The sequence below is a fragment of the Lelliottia amnigena genome, assembly GCF_019047465.1.
Lineage (GTDB): Bacteria > Pseudomonadota > Gammaproteobacteria > Enterobacterales > Enterobacteriaceae > Enterobacter > Enterobacter amnigenus.
The window spans coordinates 2,115,499-2,131,346 of record NZ_CP077236.1 but is presented as its reverse complement, the minus strand read 5'-3'; the positions used below and the strand labels follow the sequence as shown (position 1 = coordinate 2,131,346).

General features: G+C 54.0%; 14 protein-coding genes. 6 read left to right on the top strand and 8 right to left on the bottom strand.

Going from position 1 to position 15,848, the window contains the following annotated elements; translation table 11 throughout:
- Nucleotides 1-12: 12 nt before the first annotated feature.
- On the bottom strand, nt 13-1,122 hold the full coding sequence (malK, locus tag I6L74_RS09960; RefSeq protein WP_011915502.1) for a maltose/maltodextrin ABC transporter ATP-binding protein MalK: 1,110 nt from the start codon (nt 1,120-1,122) through the stop codon (nt 13-15).
- A 371-nt stretch (nt 1,123-1,493) separates the two neighbouring features.
- Between malK and malE the strand changes: the two genes are divergently transcribed.
- From malE to malG, 3 genes are all read left to right on the top strand, one after another.
- Nucleotides 1,494-2,684, top strand: coding sequence for a maltose/maltodextrin ABC transporter substrate-binding protein MalE (gene malE / locus I6L74_RS09955; protein WP_059179832.1), 1,191 nt, complete (start codon nt 1,494-1,496; stop codon nt 2,682-2,684).
- Nucleotides 2,685-2,872: 188 nt separating this feature from the next.
- Nucleotides 2,873-4,417, top strand: a complete 1,545-nt coding sequence (malF, locus tag I6L74_RS09950) for a maltose ABC transporter permease MalF (RefSeq protein ID WP_059179831.1) — start codon at nt 2,873-2,875, stop codon at nt 4,415-4,417.
- Between the two features lie 14 nt (nt 4,418-4,431).
- The gene (malG, locus tag I6L74_RS09945; protein WP_011915499.1) at nt 4,432-5,322 is read left to right on the top strand and encodes a maltose ABC transporter permease MalG; all 891 of its coding nucleotides are present in this window, start codon (nt 4,432-4,434) and stop codon (nt 5,320-5,322) included.
- A 219-nt stretch (nt 5,323-5,541) separates the two neighbouring features.
- On the opposite strand, the gene psiE is transcribed toward malG, so the two are convergent.
- The 6 genes from psiE to pgi all read right to left on the bottom strand — a co-directional run bounded on the left by psiE (nt 5,542) and on the right by pgi (nt 11,871).
- A complete protein-coding gene (psiE, locus tag I6L74_RS09940; RefSeq protein WP_011915498.1) occupies nt 5,542-5,952 on the bottom strand; it encodes a phosphate-starvation-inducible protein PsiE in 411 nt (136 codons plus the stop codon).
- Nucleotides 5,953-6,081: 129 nt separating this feature from the next.
- Nucleotides 6,082-8,178 carry a YjbH domain-containing protein gene (locus tag I6L74_RS09935; protein WP_059179830.1) on the bottom strand — a complete coding sequence of 699 codons (2,097 nt, stop codon included), beginning with the start codon at nt 8,176-8,178 and terminating at the stop codon, nt 6,082-6,084.
- A complete protein-coding gene (locus I6L74_RS09930; protein ID WP_059179829.1) occupies nt 8,178-8,915 on the bottom strand; it encodes a capsule biosynthesis GfcC family protein in 738 nt (245 codons plus the stop codon). The genes I6L74_RS09935 and I6L74_RS09930 overlap by 1 nt, the downstream gene beginning before the upstream one ends.
- Nucleotides 8,912-9,550: a YjbF family lipoprotein gene (locus I6L74_RS09925; protein ID WP_059179828.1), complete on the bottom strand. Its 639-nt coding sequence runs from the start codon at nt 9,548-9,550 to the stop codon at nt 8,912-8,914. The genes I6L74_RS09930 and I6L74_RS09925 overlap by 4 nt, the downstream gene beginning before the upstream one ends.
- Before the next feature lie 63 nt (nt 9,551-9,613).
- Nucleotides 9,614-9,856, bottom strand: coding sequence for an exopolysaccharide production protein YjbE (gene yjbE / locus I6L74_RS09920; RefSeq protein WP_011915494.1), 243 nt, complete (start codon nt 9,854-9,856; stop codon nt 9,614-9,616).
- Nucleotides 9,857-10,221: 365 nt separating this feature from the next.
- Nucleotides 10,222-11,871, bottom strand: a complete 1,650-nt coding sequence (pgi, locus tag I6L74_RS09915; RefSeq protein ID WP_059179827.1) for a glucose-6-phosphate isomerase — start codon at nt 11,869-11,871, stop codon at nt 10,222-10,224.
- A gap of 374 nt (nt 11,872-12,245) precedes the next feature.
- Between pgi and lysC the strand changes: the two genes are divergently transcribed.
- From lysC to I6L74_RS09900, 3 genes are all read left to right on the top strand, one after another.
- Nucleotides 12,246-13,595: a lysine-sensitive aspartokinase 3 gene (gene lysC, locus I6L74_RS09910; RefSeq protein ID WP_059179826.1), complete on the top strand. Its 1,350-nt coding sequence runs from the start codon at nt 12,246-12,248 to the stop codon at nt 13,593-13,595.
- A 92-nt stretch (nt 13,596-13,687) separates the two neighbouring features.
- Entirely contained in the window at nt 13,688-14,632 is a 945-nt protein-coding gene (gene panS / locus I6L74_RS09905; protein ID WP_059179825.1) for a ketopantoate/pantoate/pantothenate transporter PanS, read from the top strand.
- Between the two features lie 62 nt (nt 14,633-14,694).
- Nucleotides 14,695-14,967 (top strand): YjbD family protein, encoded by a 273-nt coding sequence (locus I6L74_RS09900; protein ID WP_059179824.1) that lies wholly within the window; start codon nt 14,695-14,697, stop codon nt 14,965-14,967.
- Here the strand turns inward: I6L74_RS09900 and rluF are convergent, their stop codons facing one another.
- On the bottom strand, nt 14,968-15,837 hold the full coding sequence (gene rluF, locus I6L74_RS09895) for a 23S rRNA pseudouridine(2604) synthase RluF (protein WP_059179823.1): 870 nt from the start codon (nt 15,835-15,837) through the stop codon (nt 14,968-14,970). It abuts the gene before it with no gap.
- Between the last annotated feature and the right edge of the window lie 11 nt (nt 15,838-15,848).

Genomic DNA, 15,848 nt, shown 5'->3' with positions numbered 1-15,848 from the left:
TATTGGGATTGCTTAAACGCCAGGCTCTTTGTGCAACCGACGACATGCGGTGCCATCCTCACGGAACAGATGGCAACGCTCTGGCGGCAAGCCGATAGCGAATGTGGCACCCTCTTCTACCAACACCACGTCATTCTGGCGGTACACCAGGTTCTGACGGATGGCGGGGATCTGGATATGAATCTGTGTTTCATGACCAAGCTGTTCGACGACCTGAACTTCACCTTCCAGCGTCACATCGGCTATCTGACTCGGCAGTAAATGTTCAGGACGGATACCCAGGGACATATTCGCCCCGACCTGTACGTTGGCGCTGTCCACTGGCAGCCAAATCTGCTGGCGGTTAGGCAGTTCCACCTGTACCTGTTCAATAGCTGTCGCGGTCACTTTTACCGGCAGGAAATTCATCTTTGGCGAGCCAATAAAGCCCGCAACAAAACGGTCGGCCGGGTAGTGATACAGCTCTAAAGGTTTGCCCACCTGTGCGACGCGGCCTGCGTCCAGCACCACAATTTTGTCGGCGAGCGTCATCGCTTCAACCTGATCGTGGGTGACGTAAATCATCGTGCGGCCAAGACGTTTGTGCAGACGGGAGATTTCAATACGCATCTGAACGCGCAGGGCGGCGTCCAGGTTAGAAAGCGGTTCATCAAGCAAAAACACGCGCGGTTCTGCCACCAGCGTACGACCAATCGCCACGCGCTGACGCTGCCCACCGGACAGGGCTTTCGGTTTGCGCTCCAGCAAATGCGCCAGCTGCAGCACTTCGGCCACCTGATTCACACGCTGATTGATAACGTCTTTTTTAGCTCCGGCCAGCTTCAGACCAAAGGACATGTTCTCGGCAACGGAGAGATGGGGATAAAGCGCATAGGACTGGAACACCATGCCCACGCCGCGTTCTGCGGGCGGAATGTCATTCATGCGAGTCTCACCAATAAACAGATCGCCACTGGTGATAGTTTCAAGTCCGGCAATCATACGCAGCAGAGTTGATTTACCGCAGCCCGATGGACCGACAAACACCACGAACTCACCTTCGTGGATGTCCAGATCGATGTCTTTCGACACCACTACGTCGCCCCAGGCTTTCGTTACATTCCGCAGCTGTACGCTCGCCATGCCCTTCTCCCTTCGTTACAACCTGTCACCGACAGAAACATTCAAGATGGGCTGAATATGGGGCATCCATTACTGTTGTGAATCCTCCACCCCCTCGTTTTTTTGTGGGGGAGGAGGCGGGAGGATGAGACGGACGGTTCTGCCCCCGCATCAGGCGGGCTAAGGCTAATTTCGTGATGCACGCGACAAAAATCAGCGGGTTTTTATGTGCGCCATGACTCATAACTTAAATCTATGCAACACAGATCACACAAAGAGGGGGTGGGGCGTAGGGCTAAGGAGGATGGAAAGAGGATGTCAAATAAGGAGACTGAGTCACGTTGAACGACCTCAGTGTATCCACGAGCACATCACCCAAAAGGATGGCAGATATGAAGATCAATACTGGCGCACGCGTTTTCGCCTTGTCCGCCCTGGCAGCAATGATGATTTCCGCACCGGCGCTCGCCAAAATTGAAGAAGGTAAACTGGTTATCTGGATTAACGGCGACAAAGGCTACAACGGCCTGGCCGAAGTGGGTAAAAAATTCGAAAAAGACACCGGCATTAAAGTGACCGTTGAACACCCGGATAAACTGGAAGAGAAATTCCCGCAGGTTGCCGCGACCGGCGACGGTCCAGACATTATCTTCTGGGCGCATGACCGTTTTGGCGGCTACGCGCAATCTGGCCTGCTGGCTGAAGTCTCCCCAGATAAAGCGTTCCAGGACAAACTGTTCCCCTTCACCTGGGACGCAGTGCGTTATAACGGCAAGCTGATCGCGTATCCGGTCGCCGTGGAAGCACTCTCGCTGATTTATAACAAAGACCTCGTACCGAACCCGCCAAAAACCTGGGAAGAGATCCCGGCTCTGGATAAAGAGCTCAAGGCGAAAGGTAAGAGCGCGCTGATGTTCAACCTGCAAGAACCGTACTTCACCTGGCCGCTGATTGCTGCTGACGGCGGATATGCGTTCAAGTTTGAAAACGGCAAATACGACGTGAAAGACGTGGGCGTGGACAGCGCTGGCGCGAAAGCCGGTCTGACCTTCCTGGTAGACCTTATCAAAAACAAACACATGAACGCGGATACTGATTATTCCATCGCAGAAGCGGCGTTCAACAAAGGCGAAACCGCGATGACCATCAACGGTCCGTGGGCTTGGTCTAACATCGATAAGAGCAAAATCAACTACGGCGTCACGCTGCTGCCTACCTTTAAAGGCAAGCCGTCTAAACCGTTCGTTGGCGTGCTGAGCGCGGGTATCAACGCCGCCAGCCCGAACAAAGAGCTGGCAAAAGAGTTCCTCGAAAACTACCTGCTGACCGATCAGGGTCTGGATGTGGTGAACAAGGATAAACCGCTGGGCGCCGTCGCACTGAAATCCTTCCAGGATACGCTGGCGAAAGATCCTCGCATTGCCGCCACCATGGATAACGCCCAGAAAGGCGAAATCATGCCAAACATCCCGCAAATGGCGGCGTTCTGGTATGCCACACGTACTGCTGTGATCAACGCGGCAAGCGGTCGTCAGACAGTGGATGCTGCGCTGAAAGACGCTCAGGGTCGTATTACGAAGTAATGCTTTTACCCCTTATTTCTCAGGGAATAAGGTTTATTGAATACGTTGTTTACGCAACATCATTCGCGTTGCATCGAGGCGGCAAGGATGCAAATCCCCGGGAGCTTACAACAGTAAGTGACCGGGGTGCGCGTCCGCAGCCAACAAAGAGGCAGCGTGAAGGATAAAGTGTAAAGAGGAAGATCCCCATGGATGTCATTAAAAAGAAGCACTGGTGGCAAAGCGACACGCTGAAATGGTCAGTGATAGGTCTGCTCGGCTTACTGGTGGGCTACCTTGTTGTTTTAATGTATGTACAGGGGGAGTACCTGTTCGCCATCATGACGCTGATTTTAAGCTCAGTTGGCCTGTATATTTTTGCCAATCGCAAAGCGTACGCCTGGCGCTACGTTTATCCGGGTGTCGCCGGGATGGGGCTGTTTGTCCTGTTCCCGCTGATTTGTACTATCGCTATCGCCTTTACCAACTACAGCAGCACTAACCAGCTCGCTCAGGAGCGCGCCCAGCAGGTGCTGATGGACCGTTCCTATCAGGCAGGAAAAACCTTTAACTTTGGTTTATATCCGGCGGGAGAGGAGTGGAAGCTGGCGCTGTCTGACGAGGAAAGCGGGAAATATTATGTCTCCGACGCCTTTAAGTTTGGCGGCGAACAAAAGCTGACGCTCAAAGAAGCGAATGCCCTGCCAGAAGGCGAACGCGCCAATCTGCGCATTATCACTCAGAATCGCCAGGCGCTGACGCAGCTCACCGCCGTGCTGCCTGACGAAAGCAAAGTCATCATGAGCTCGCTGCGCCAGTTCTCGGGCACGCAGCCGCTGTACACGCGGGCGGATGACGGCTCGCTGACCAACAACCAGACCGGCGTGAAATATCGTCCAAACAACGATATCGGCTTCTATCAGTCCGTGAACGCCGATGGCAAATGGGGTGACGATAAACTCAGCCCAGGCTATACCGTCACCATCGGCTGGGAGAACTTTACCCGCGTCTTTACCGACGAGGGCATCCAGAAACCGTTCATGGCCATTTTCGTCTGGACAGTGGTCTTCTCAGTCCTGACGGTGATCCTGACCGTGGCGGTCGGCATGGTGCTGGCGTGTGTCGTGCAGTGGGAGTCCCTGAAAGGCAAAGCCATTTACCGCGTACTGCTGATTCTGCCCTACGCCGTCCCGTCGTTTATCTCGATTCTGATTTTCAAAGGCCTGTTCAACCAGAGCTTCGGTGAAATCAACATGATGCTGGGTGCGCTGTTTGGCATTAAGCCAGCGTGGTTTAGCGACCCAACGACGGCTCGCTCGATGATTATCATCGTCAACACCTGGCTCGGCTATCCGTACATGATGATTCTGTGCATGGGCCTGCTGAAAGCGATTCCGGACGACCTGTACGAAGCCTCCGCGATGGACGGCGCGGGCGCGTTCCAGAACTTCTTTAAGATTACGCTCCCACTGCTGATCAAGCCGCTAACGCCGCTGATGATTGCCAGTTTTGCCTTTAACTTTAATAACTTCGTACTGATTCAGCTTCTGACCAACGGCAGCCCAGACCGCCTCGGCACCACCACGCCAGCGGGGTATACCGACCTGTTAGTGAGCTACACCTACCGCATCGCCTTTGAAGGCGGCGGCGGGCAGGACTTCGGTCTGGCGGCAGCGATTGCCACCCTGATCTTCCTGTTGGTTGGCGCGCTGGCGATTGTGAATCTGAAAGCCACGCGTATGAAATTCGATTAAGGGAGATAACGAAAATGGCTATGGTCCAACCCAAATCTCAAAAGCTGCGTCTCTTCGCGACGCACTTAGGTCTGCTGATTTTTATCGCAGCCATTATGTTCCCGCTGCTGATGGTTATCGCCATCTCACTGCGCGAGGGCAACTTTGCTACCGGCAGCCTGATCCCTGAGAAAATCTCATGGGAACACTGGCGACTGGCGTTAGGGTTTAGCGTCGAGCATGCCGATGGCCGCGTGACGCCGCCGCCGTTCCCGGTTCTGCTGTGGCTGTGGAACTCCATCAAAGTGGCCGGTATTACCGCCGTGGGAATTGTGGCGCTCTCAACCACCTGTGCTTACGCCTTTGCCCGTATGCGCTTCCCGGGAAAAGCGACGCTGCTGAAAGGGATGTTGATTTTCCAGATGTTCCCGGCGGTGCTGTCGCTGGTTGCGTTGTACGCGTTATTTGACCGTCTCGGTCAATACGTGCCGTTTATCGGTCTGAACACGCACGGCGGCGTCATCTTCGCCTATCTGGGCGGCATCGCGCTGCACGTATGGACGATTAAAGGCTATTTCGAAACCATCGACGGATCGCTGGAAGAAGCGGCTGCGCTGGATGGCGCAACGCCGTGGCAGGCCTTCCGCCTGGTGCTGTTACCGCTGTCGGTGCCGATTCTGGCCGTGGTCTTTATTCTGTCGTTTATCGCGGCCATTACCGAAGTGCCGGTCGCGTCTCTGCTACTGCGTGATGTGAATAGCTACACGCTGGCAGTCGGTATGCAGCAATATCTCAACCCGCAAAACTACCTGTGGGGCGACTTTGCCGCAGCCGCTGTACTCTCCGCCATCCCGATTACCGTCGTGTTCCTGCTGGCTCAGCGCTGGCTGGTTAACGGCCTGACGGCAGGCGGTGTGAAAGGTTAAGTTTCATCATGTAATGCCACTGCAACCCTCAACTTTGACGTAATTTTTGACCCAATACTCAAAATATTTTGCGGTGCTGGAAGGCGGTAAGCGAGTAAATCCCAGGAGCTTGCGAAAGTAAGTGACTGGGGTGAGTGAACGCAGCCAACCCATCAGCAGCGTAAAATATGAAAAGTAAACTTGTGACTGTTGTTAGGCGGCCCTCGGGCCGCCATTTTTTTATTCGCGCTTTAGCCGTTTCGAGTTGCACAGCCACAGGGTGATCACCAGCAGCAGGATCGCCGCCGAGTAGATCAGCACGTCGAGCGGTGATTTATGATCGACGATGATCAGCCGCACAATCGCGGTGATCCCGATATAGACAAAATAACGCAGCGGGAAGTGAAAGCCGGATTGAAAGTATTTCACAATCAGGGCGATAAATTCGAAGTAGAGAAAATAGACTACCAGTCCTTCCACCAGCTCATATTTGCTGGTTTGCTCGGGGGCGAACAGCACATCAGCCAGATGCACAGTTTCTTTGCCCAGAAAGACGACCAGTATCAGGCCAAGGCTCAACAGACCCATATTCAACACGGTCTGGAGAATCGTTGAGATAAACTCAACGCGCGGACGCGTCAGTGATGTCATACAGCACCTCAATCTCAGGGGCGAAGTACCTGTATAACGCAAAATTGTGACGGAGATCTATATTTTTTGTTTATGTTTTGTGCAAAGCGGAATTATTCCCTCTCCCTGACAGGGGGAGGGAATAAAACATCAGCGGAAGTTCACGCTCCGATCGCTGGTCATGTCGTACAGCTGGAACTTACGCCCAAGCTGCTGACCCCCGTCGCGCGTCAATGGCGTCCAGCCAATGGCCGCACGGCTGCGGGTTGGGCCGGATGAGAACAGATCAAGCGGAATCGATACATACACGCCTTTGGTGAAGTCCCCTTCGCCGTATTCGTCTGGTGAAACGTTGGTAATCGTGGCGTAACCGCCGACGACCACGCCGCTGTCGAAGCGTTTGGCAACCTCCAGCGTACCGCCTTTATCCCCCGCCAGATATTGCCCAACGCTGGCTTTCACCAGCACATCCTGCGCAAACGACGGCGTCCAGTAGGCAGTCAGATGACCGGTTTTGACGCTGTAATCGGTGAACTTCATCATGTCCTGCGCGCTACGCCAGTCACGCTGTTTCACGTAGTTGGCATCAAGGCCAAACGCCCAGTTGCTGTCGACCGGGCGGTACAAGAGTTCTGCACCCGCGCCGCCGTACATGGTTTCCAGATAACCGCCATACACCTGGCCATAGAAACTGTTGCCAAGATACTGGAAATAGTTGGCCTGCATGTTGTTCACATACACATCGTTCTGCACATATTCGCGCACGCGGGTTCGAACACGCGGCAGTTTTGAGTCGCTTGGCGGGTTGGTGTAGTTAAATTTGTCGTAGTTGTTGGCGATATTGCCAAACAGGCTACCGGTGGTCAGGAGGTGATCCGTCACCCACAGATCCGCCGTGGCCATCACGCCCAGCTGGTACATATAGAAGTTTTCTGGCCCACCAACGGACTGGTTCAATACCGGATCGACATGGAAATCAAAGCGGGATTTTTCGATATACCAGCCCTGTTCGGTAGTTTCTGGTACCACCGGTTCTACACGTTTTTGCACCAGTTCGGTTTCATGCCCCAGCGGTTCGCCTTCGAGATGACGCTTCAGGCTGGCCACGTCCGTTTCGGTCGTCACCTGCGGCATGTTGAGGCGATTTTCCGTCACGCGGATCGTACGGATCCCCTCCGGCAGATCGTTCATGATGATCCGATTCGCGCGCTCTATGCCTTCACGGGAATCGCGATATTTTACCTGCTCGCCCGTCACGTACAGCGTGTCACCTTTTGCCTGGATTTTAGGATCGGCCAGGCCCGCATTGTATTTCAGCAGCGTGAGCTGATTCGCCACCACCGAGTGCTGGATGATCGCGTCCTGCGGCTGCGGCTGATATTTTGGTCGCGCATTGTCGTTATAGGACGGCCGCATATCGTTAAAGTTAGTCCGCAGCGTGAAACCAAACATCACGGTGTTGCCGCGCTCGTAGCTGAGGTTAACGTCGGCCCAATCGGTGACCCGGTAAATAGCACCCACGTTAAACTTGCTCTTCTGCTCGATCTTGCCCGCAAAGTCCTCGGTGTAGTTGTTGCCTTCATATTCCAGCTTCAGACGCAGCGGCTGCCAGGGCGTTTGATATTCCACGCCACCAAACAGCGATGCCGGGCCGTGGAACATCTGGTCACCGCTCACCGAACCGGCTTTTTTATAGCTGTTGTCGCGAGAGCAATATTTGTCGCTGTAGGAGCAGAATGGGTTTTTCACGTTGCCGCTGGTGCCGAGATACCCCCAGCCCAAACCAAGTGAAAAATCGAACGGTCCCCAGGCTTTGCTGGCGACCAGATATTCCGCATCAAAAAGCCCTGTACCGCCGATATCACGCGCGCCCACGGACACCTGCGGCATCCAGTAACTCTCTTCCCAGAGGCGCAGTTTGAGGTCGAACGCTTTGTCTTTGTAAGTCTGGTTGCCGGAAAACGCATCAACGCTGCTGTACTGTTTGGTTCGAACATCCGTGTAGCGCAGCGTCGTTTCCAGCCACGGGAAAAGCTGTACGGAGGCCGAGTAGTAGCGGTACTGGTCGTTATCGCGATAGTTAAGACTGAGTTCACCCTCACGCGCCATGCGCGCGGTGGGGGTTTGCATGAGCCCTACACCGCCAAAATCTGACTGTGACGGACCAATGGGTGCCGGATACGTTTCGGCATGACAGGCAGCGCTTACGCAGAGCGCCAACATGCTATAGAGATAAGTTCTTTTCATTATTCCGGTATCCGCTGCGTCAGAGAGCGAAGAATGTCGGTGTTCAGCCCGTCATACGCTTTCGTCCAGAAGTGATCGGCAAAGCCGACAAAAATCACGCTGCCCGGCATGGGTTCGATGTGACGCTTATTCCAGTACGCCACGGGGACGTTTTGCCTGCGGCCATCGGGATAAATCACCCACGCGTAGCTGTTTTCCGCGCCACTCAGCAACTGTTGTTCATCCAGATAACTCGCCACGTCGCGTCCTGGCGTAAAGGGTTTTTGGCCTGGGCTGCTGACCAATCCCAGCACGGTGACGGTTGAAGGTTTCGCCACGATCCACAGCGTGTAGTCCCCTTCCAGCGTCGGGTTGCCGTTTTCCGTTACGCGCACTTCGTCGGGATCCAGATTCACCCGCTGACGTCCGGTCACGGTGATCGCCTGCAACTGCTGGCGTACCGCATTGATTGCCGCCGCCGTGTCGCCCTCTTCCTGCCCTGCCAGCCCGGTCAGGCGAGCCAGCAAAGCCTGGTGTTTTTGTTCAGCTATCGCCGTTGCCTGACGCTCGCTGATAATGGCGCCTGGCCACCAGCTGTTTGCCAGCCGGGGCTGCCCAACGAGATCGATCAGATGTTCGGCATTGGATAATGTTTTTGGCTCTTTGTTGTCCGGGGTATAGACCTTAATGGTTCCCGCAGACCACGCCAGCGGCGCGACGAGCGTGACGATCAGCGCAACGCTTGTGATGATTTTCATGATTTCGCCGCCTTGATCAGGGTGGCTTTCACCGGGAAGAAATCTGCGCCAAGGTACTGTAACGACTGACGAATCTGCCCTTCCTCATCTATCCAGAAGCGGTTGTGCCACGTCGCCCGATCGGTTGTGACTTCTTCATCCAGCACGCGGACCTGAGTTTCGTCGCTGCCCAGCGTCACGGTATCTGTCCCGTCCCAGCGGAAAACAGAACGCGCGGTGGCGTAGCGGACCTGCTTGTGCTCGGTCCAGCCCATGATGCGCGTCCAGCTTGCACCATCAACGATTTGATTCGGTTTGATGAGCGGGTCCGCCGCGAGGTTATTCACCTCAAGCAGGTTGTCACCGCCCAGCAGCGTTTTCACGATACGCCCATGCTGCGTCACGATGGTGGCCTGGTCTTGCGTCACCCATTTCTGCTGCCCGTTTTCATCGAAAGCGAGCACCACAAAAAGCTGCGGGCCATCGTTTAACTGCATGTACTGGCTGGCATACGGCATGTTTTGGATGTCATCGTCCGTAAGATGTACGCCAGGCGTGCCAAACACGCTGTCCCACAGTGAGTTGCCCAGCCCTTTTGTGGTGGCTGAGCATGCCTGTAAAAGCAGGCAAATCAGAATGATTGCAGGTCGCTTCACGACTCTTCTCCGAAGGGGCGAAATAACCACACCGAAGTGTGGTTATGATTAAAACACCCGTGATTACTGAGTGCTGGTTGTCGTGGTGGTCGTGGTTCCGGTATTGGAGCCATCACCGCCACCGGTTGCCGCCAGAGCGACACCCACGGCCGAGCCTACGGTGCTTGTCGCCGTCGCGGTAGAACTCCCCGCTGAGGCAGACGTTGCCGCTGAGCCTGCTGCTTCCCCGACCTGAACCGGAGCCGCATAGACAGACGTTGCCGCAAGCGCAGTTATGGCAAAAATGCCATACAGTACTTTCTTCATAACAATTTCCCTTCAATGAATGAATGGAGATTTGCCCAAAAAGAAATTCGGGCGGATTCGAGTATACACAACTAAAGCAGGCGGATTGACGTACGGGGAAATAGCCAGGCGGTTTTAGGATAAATGGATGAAAGGAAATATAAAACGCAAATATAAATTAATAAAATTATTTATATTCAATAACTTAAAATATAACTCTCAATATTAATACTCCGTATTTTCCTAAAATAACCCGCAGTTATTAACGGGGTAATCAGGCTTTTCGGATTAAACTTATAATAGAAATTTGCGTCAGGTAACGGACAACCGGAATTATCCGATAAAAAAATGCCGGCAGGTCGCCGGCATTCATTACGGAATAAAGATTATGCGCGCCAGGATTTATAGCGATTAATCAGACCATTTGTTGAACTGTCATGGCTGTTAATATCTTTATCGTCACCCAGCTCTGGCAGAATACGGTTCGCCAGCTGTTTGCCCAGCTCAACGCCCCACTGGTCAAAGGTGAAGATGTTCAGGATAGCGCCCTGAGTAAAGATTTTATGCTCATACAACGCAATCAACGCGCCCAGGCTGAACGGCGTAATTTCACGCAGCAGAATGGAGTTGGTTGGGCGGTTGCCTTCGAAGACCTTGAATGGCACCACGTTTTCCAGCGTCGCCGGATCTTTACCCAAATCGCGGTATTCCTGCTCAACCACATCGCGCGATTTACCAAACGCCAACGCTTCGGTCTGCGCAAAGAAGTTAGACAGCAGCTTCTGGTGATGATCAGACAGGGCATTGTGGGTTGTCGCTGGTGCGATGAAATCACACGGAACCATTTTGGTGCCCTGGTGAATCAGCTGATAGAACGCATGCTGACCGTTAGTACCCGGCTCACCCCAGATGATTGGGCCCGTCTGGTAATCCACCGCGTTGCCGTTACGGTCAACGTATTTGCCGTTGGATTCCATGTTGCCCTGCTGGAAGTACGCTGCAAAGCGGTGCATGTACTGGTCGTACGGCAGGATCGCTTCGGTCTCAGCACCAAAGAAGTTGTTGTACCAGATGCCGATCAGGGCCAGCAGAACCGGCAGGTTTTTCTCTGGTGCCGTGTTGGCAAAGTGTTTGTCCATCGCGTGCGCGCCGGAGAGCAGCTCAACGAAGTTGTCGTAACCCACGGACAGAGTAATCGACAGGCCGATTGCCGACCACAGAGAATAACGACCGCCAACCCAGTCCCAGAATTCAAACATGTTGGCGGTGTCGATACCGAATTCACCCACCGCTTTACCGTTTGTGGACAACGCCGCGAAGTGTTTCGCCACGTGTTTGTTGTCACCCGCCGTTGCCAGGAACCAGTCGCGCGCGCTGTGGGCGTTGGTCATGGTCTCTTGCGTGGTGAAGGTTTTCGACGCCACCAGGAACAGCGTGGTTTCTGGATTCACTTTCTTCAGCACTTCGGCGATGTGGGTGCCATCGACGTTAGACACAAAGTGCATGTTCAGATGATTTTTGTACGGACGCAGCGCTTCGGTCACCATGAACGGGCCGAGGTCAGAGCCACCGATACCGATGTTCACCACGTCGGTAATCGCTTTGCCGGTATAGCCTTTCCAGCTCCCGGAAATGATTTCTTCTGAGAAGGTTTTCATCTTCTCCAGCACCGCATTGACTTCAGGCATCACATCTTTGCCATCAACCATAATTGGCGTATTGCTACGGTTACGCAGCGCAACGTGCAGCACGGCACGGTCTTCGGTACGGTTGATCTTCTCACCGGAGAACATGGACTTGATAGCCCCTGCCAGATCGGTCTCTTTCGCCAGATCCTGCAGTTTCGCCAGCGTCTCTTCCGTGATGCGGTTTTTGGAGAAATCCACCAGCATCTGGTCGTCGAAGGTTGCGGAGAATTTGCCAAAACGGTCGCCGTCTTTCGCGAACAGATCCGCGATGGAGACGTCTTTCATTTCGTCGAAGTGTTTTTGTAGTGCCTGCCAGGCAGAAGTCTGCGTTGGATTGATGTTTTTCATTAGCAATACTCTTGTGATTTGAGAATTGTGACTGCGGTCGATTGTAGCGCCTGCGCGGAGAAATTGTGATGGTTTTTATGCCATTGGCCTGGCCTGTATCAAACGCGAGTGAAAAGACCCAAAAAGTATAGCTGCTGAATCCTGAGCCTGCGGGCGGTCAAAAGTAGCCCGTTCAGCGGTAAAGTGAAGGATAAAATAGCGTCCTTTTATAAGTCCTGTTACTCAGGGGGTACCCCCCATGAAAAATCCGCATAATCCCAGCGTTGACAGGACTCCTCCCGCATTTTATTTATAGGGCGGTATTTGCGCCTGCACCTGTTTTCATTTCATTCTTGTGCCAGGGTCGCTTTATTCTTTTCCTACACGAGGATGTTATGACGAGTTTTGTTGTCGCCAAGTTTGGCGGGACCAGCGTGGCCGATTACGCTGCCATGAACCGCAGCGCCGATGTGGTGCTGGCCGATCCGAATACCCGCCTGGTTGTTCTTTCTGCATCAGCAGGAGTGACTAATCTGCTGGTTGCGTTGTCTGAGGGACTGGAAGCGACAGAACGCTTTGTGAAGCTCGACGCGCTGCGCAAAATTCAGTTCGATATCCTCGAACGTATGCAAAATCCTCACGTCATTCGTGAAGAAGTTGAACGCCTGATGGAAAATATCACCACCCTGGCCGAAGCGGCCTCGCTGGCGACATCCACGGCGCTGACCGATGAACTGGTGAGTCACGGCGAGTTGATGTCCACCCTGCTTTTCGTTGAGATCCTGCGTGAACGCGACGTGATGGCGCAGTGGTTTGACGTGCGCAAAGTGATGCGCACCAGTGACCGTTTTGGTCGTGCCGAGCCGGACGTTGCTACGCTTTCTGAGCTGTCAAAACAGCAGCTGGCTCCGCGCCTTGCAGAAGGCATCGTGATTACCCAGGGCTTTATCGGGAGCGAAGCCAAAGGCCGCACCACGACGCTTGGCCGTGGCGGAAGCGACTACACGGCAGCCCTGCTGGGTGAAGCGTTGTATGCGACGCGCGTTGATATCTGGACCGACGTCCCTGGCATCTACACCACCGATCCTCGCGTGGTACCTGCCGCTAAACGTATTGATGTGATTGCATTCGAAGAAGCGGCTGAGATGGCGACATTCGGCGCAAAAGTGCTGCATCCGGCCACATTATTGCCCGCCGTGCGCAGCGATATCCCTGTGTTCGTCGGCTCCAGCAAAGATCCGAAAGCGGGCGGCACCCTGGTATGTAAAAACACTGTGAACCCACCGCTGTTCCGCGCGCTGGCGCTGCGCCGTAAGCAGACGCTGGTCACGCTGCACAGCCTGAATATGCTGCATTCGCGCGGATTCCTCGCCGAAGTGTTCGGTATTCTGGCGCGCCATAATATCTCGGTTGATTTGATTACCACGTCGGAAGTGAGCATCGCGTTAACGCTGGATACGACCGGCTCAACGTCAACCGGCGATACGCTGCTGACTCAGTCGCTGCTGATGGAGCTTTCGGCTCTGTGCCGCGTGGAAGTGGAAGAAGACCTGGCGCTGGTCGCGATCATCGGCAATAAGCTGTCACGCGCCTGCGGCGTGGGCAAAGAGGTGTTTGGCGTTCTCGACCCGTTCAACATCCGCATGATTTGCTACGGCGCATCCAGCTACAACCTGTGCTTCCTGGTGCCGGGCCACGAAGCCGAGCAGGTCGTGCAGAAACTTCATCATAATTTGTTTGAATAAAATTCCTTAGCAGGATAAACAATACCTATCAGCCGGGCACAGACCCGGCTTTTTTATAACAAAACAACACACTAAAATCGCAAGGAAAGACTATGTTATCCGCCATCACCCGGCTGTTCCCGTTATGGGCGCTGCTGCTCTCTGTGCTCGCTTATTACACGCCAACCACCTTCACCCCGATCGGCCCGTGGGTCACCACGCTGCTGATGCTGATTATGCTTGGCATGGGCGTGCACCTGAAAATCGACGACTTTAAGCGCGTGCTGTCACGCCCTGCGCCCGTCGCGGCGGGTATTTTCCTGCACTATCTGGTGATGCCGCTGGCCGCCTGGCTGCTGGCGATCGCCTTTAAGATGCCGCCGGATTTATCCGCGGGAATGGTTTTGGTCGGGAGCGTCGCCAGCGGTACGGCGTCAAACGTGATGATCTATCTGGCGAAAGGCGATGTGGCGCTGTCGGTCACCATTTCATCCGTTTCGACACTGGTGGGCGTGGTCGCCACACCGTTGCTGACGCGCCTGTACGTGGATGCGCATATTCAGGTCGATGTGATGGGAATGCTGCTCTCGATTCTGCAAATAGTGGTGATTCCGATTGCGCTAGGTCTGGTAATTCATCATCTGTTTCCGCGCGTGGTGAAGGCCGTTGAGCCGTATCTGCCCGCCTTTTCCATGGCGTGTATTCTGGCGATTATCAGTGCGGTGGTCGCGGGTTCAGCCTCGCACATCGCTTCTGTCGGTTTTGTGGTCATCATCGCGGTGATCCTGCATAACGCCATTGGCCTGCTGAGCGGTTACTGGGGCGGAAAACTGTTTGGCTTTGACGAATCCACCTGCCGTACGCTGGCAATTGAAGTCGGTATGCAGAACTCGGGTTTGGCTGCCGCGCTGGGTAAAATTTACTTCTCTCCGCTTGCGGCACTCCCCGGCGCATTGTTCTCGGTCTGGCATAATTTGTCTGGATCGTTGCTGGCGGGCTACTGGTCAGGGAAACCGATTGAAGAACCGCACAAGAAAGATAGGGTGAAAGCGGGTTAATTCGCTTCGCGCCAGGTCTGGCTTGCTTTACACTGAAGCCTCTTCTACAGGAGGCTTCAGCGATGGCTACACCGAGATTGACCCAGAAAGACATGACGGAGAGCGAACAGCGCGAGCTGAAAACCCTGCTCGATCGAGCACGCATCGCCCATGGACGCACGCTGACCAACGCCGAGACCAATCAGGTCAAAAAAGAGTACATCGACAAACTGATGGCTCAGCGAGAAGTTGAGGCCAAAAAAGCCCGCAAAGTCAAAAAAGCGCAGGCTTTTAAGCCCGACACCGAATCAACATTTTCCTGGTCAGGCAATACGGCACCACGTGGAAGGCGCTAATTAGCGCCCTTTCTTTTTGCGGCCAGGCTGAACAAAACGCTTTCCGGCTGGCTTGTTGCGTTCTTTTTCGGCAGATTTTGGTGCACTCACCACCGGGCGTTTAATTCCCTGCGTTTTCGGTTTTGCTTTCGTCTTCGGCTTCGCTTCCGAGGACGAATTTTCAATCAGTTTAAAAAGCTCAATCAGTTCATCACCGTTCAAATCACGCCATTCCCCGAGCGGAATACCCGCAAGGCTCACGTTCATAATACGTGTGCGTTCCAGCTTTGTGACTTCAAAACCAAAGTGCTCGCACATACGACGAATCTGTCGGTTTAAACCCTGAACCAGGGTAATGCGAAACGCAAACGGCGCCTCTTTTTTGACTTTACACTTCTTGGTGACGGTGCCCAGAATTGGGACGCCAGCGCCCATTCCACGAATAAAATCGTCAGTGATCGGTTTATTGACCGTGACCACATACTCTTTTTCGTGGTCGTTACCCGCACGCAGGATTTTATTGACCAGATCGCCGTGGTTGGTCAGGAAAATCAGCCCTTGTGAATCTTTATCGAGACGACCAATCGGGAAGATACGGCTGCTGTGGTTAACGAAATCCACGATATTATCGCGCTCGCCGTCTTCCGTGGTGCTGACAATGCCAACCGGTTTGTTTAGCGCGATAAACACCAGATTTTCTTCGTCTCTTGGCTCGATTAACTGACCATTCACTTTGACCACATCGCCAGGGGCGACCTGATCACCGATAGCCGCGCGTTTACCATTGATGAACACGTTACCCTGCTCGATGTAGCGGTCAGCTTCGCGGCGTGAGCAAATCCCGCTCTCGCTAATGTATTTGTTTAATCGGGTTGATTGGTTGGGCAGCATAATTTCTCCTT

What these genes read in the sequence shown, in the direction of transcription:
- malE (WP_059179832.1), top strand. Translation starts at nt 1,494, where the DNA reads ATGAAGATCAATACTGGCGCACGCGTTTTCGCCTTGTCCGCCCTGGCA.
- yjbE (WP_011915494.1), bottom strand. Translation starts at nt 9,856, where the DNA reads ATGAAGAAAGTACTGTATGGCATTTTTGCCATAACTGCGCTTGCGGCA.
- psiE (WP_011915498.1), bottom strand. Translation starts at nt 5,952, where the DNA reads ATGACATCACTGACGCGTCCGCGCGTTGAGTTTATCTCAACGATTCTC.
- pgi (WP_059179827.1), bottom strand. Translation starts at nt 11,871, where the DNA reads ATGAAAAACATCAATCCAACGCAGACTTCTGCCTGGCAGGCACTACAA.
- malF (WP_059179831.1), top strand. Translation starts at nt 2,873, where the DNA reads ATGGATGTCATTAAAAAGAAGCACTGGTGGCAAAGCGACACGCTGAAA.
- I6L74_RS09930 (WP_059179829.1), bottom strand. Translation starts at nt 8,915, where the DNA reads ATGAAAATCATCACAAGCGTTGCGCTGATCGTCACGCTCGTCGCGCCG.
- lysC (WP_059179826.1), top strand. Translation starts at nt 12,246, where the DNA reads ATGACGAGTTTTGTTGTCGCCAAGTTTGGCGGGACCAGCGTGGCCGAT.
- panS (WP_059179825.1), top strand. Translation starts at nt 13,688, where the DNA reads ATGTTATCCGCCATCACCCGGCTGTTCCCGTTATGGGCGCTGCTGCTC.
- rluF (WP_059179823.1), bottom strand. Translation starts at nt 15,837, where the DNA reads ATGCTGCCCAACCAATCAACCCGATTAAACAAATACATTAGCGAGAGC.
- I6L74_RS09900 (WP_059179824.1), top strand. Translation starts at nt 14,695, where the DNA reads ATGGCTACACCGAGATTGACCCAGAAAGACATGACGGAGAGCGAACAG.
- malK (WP_011915502.1), bottom strand. Translation starts at nt 1,122, where the DNA reads ATGGCGAGCGTACAGCTGCGGAATGTAACGAAAGCCTGGGGCGACGTA.
- malG (WP_011915499.1), top strand. Translation starts at nt 4,432, where the DNA reads ATGGCTATGGTCCAACCCAAATCTCAAAAGCTGCGTCTCTTCGCGACG.
- I6L74_RS09935 (WP_059179830.1), bottom strand. Translation starts at nt 8,178, where the DNA reads ATGAAAAGAACTTATCTCTATAGCATGTTGGCGCTCTGCGTAAGCGCT.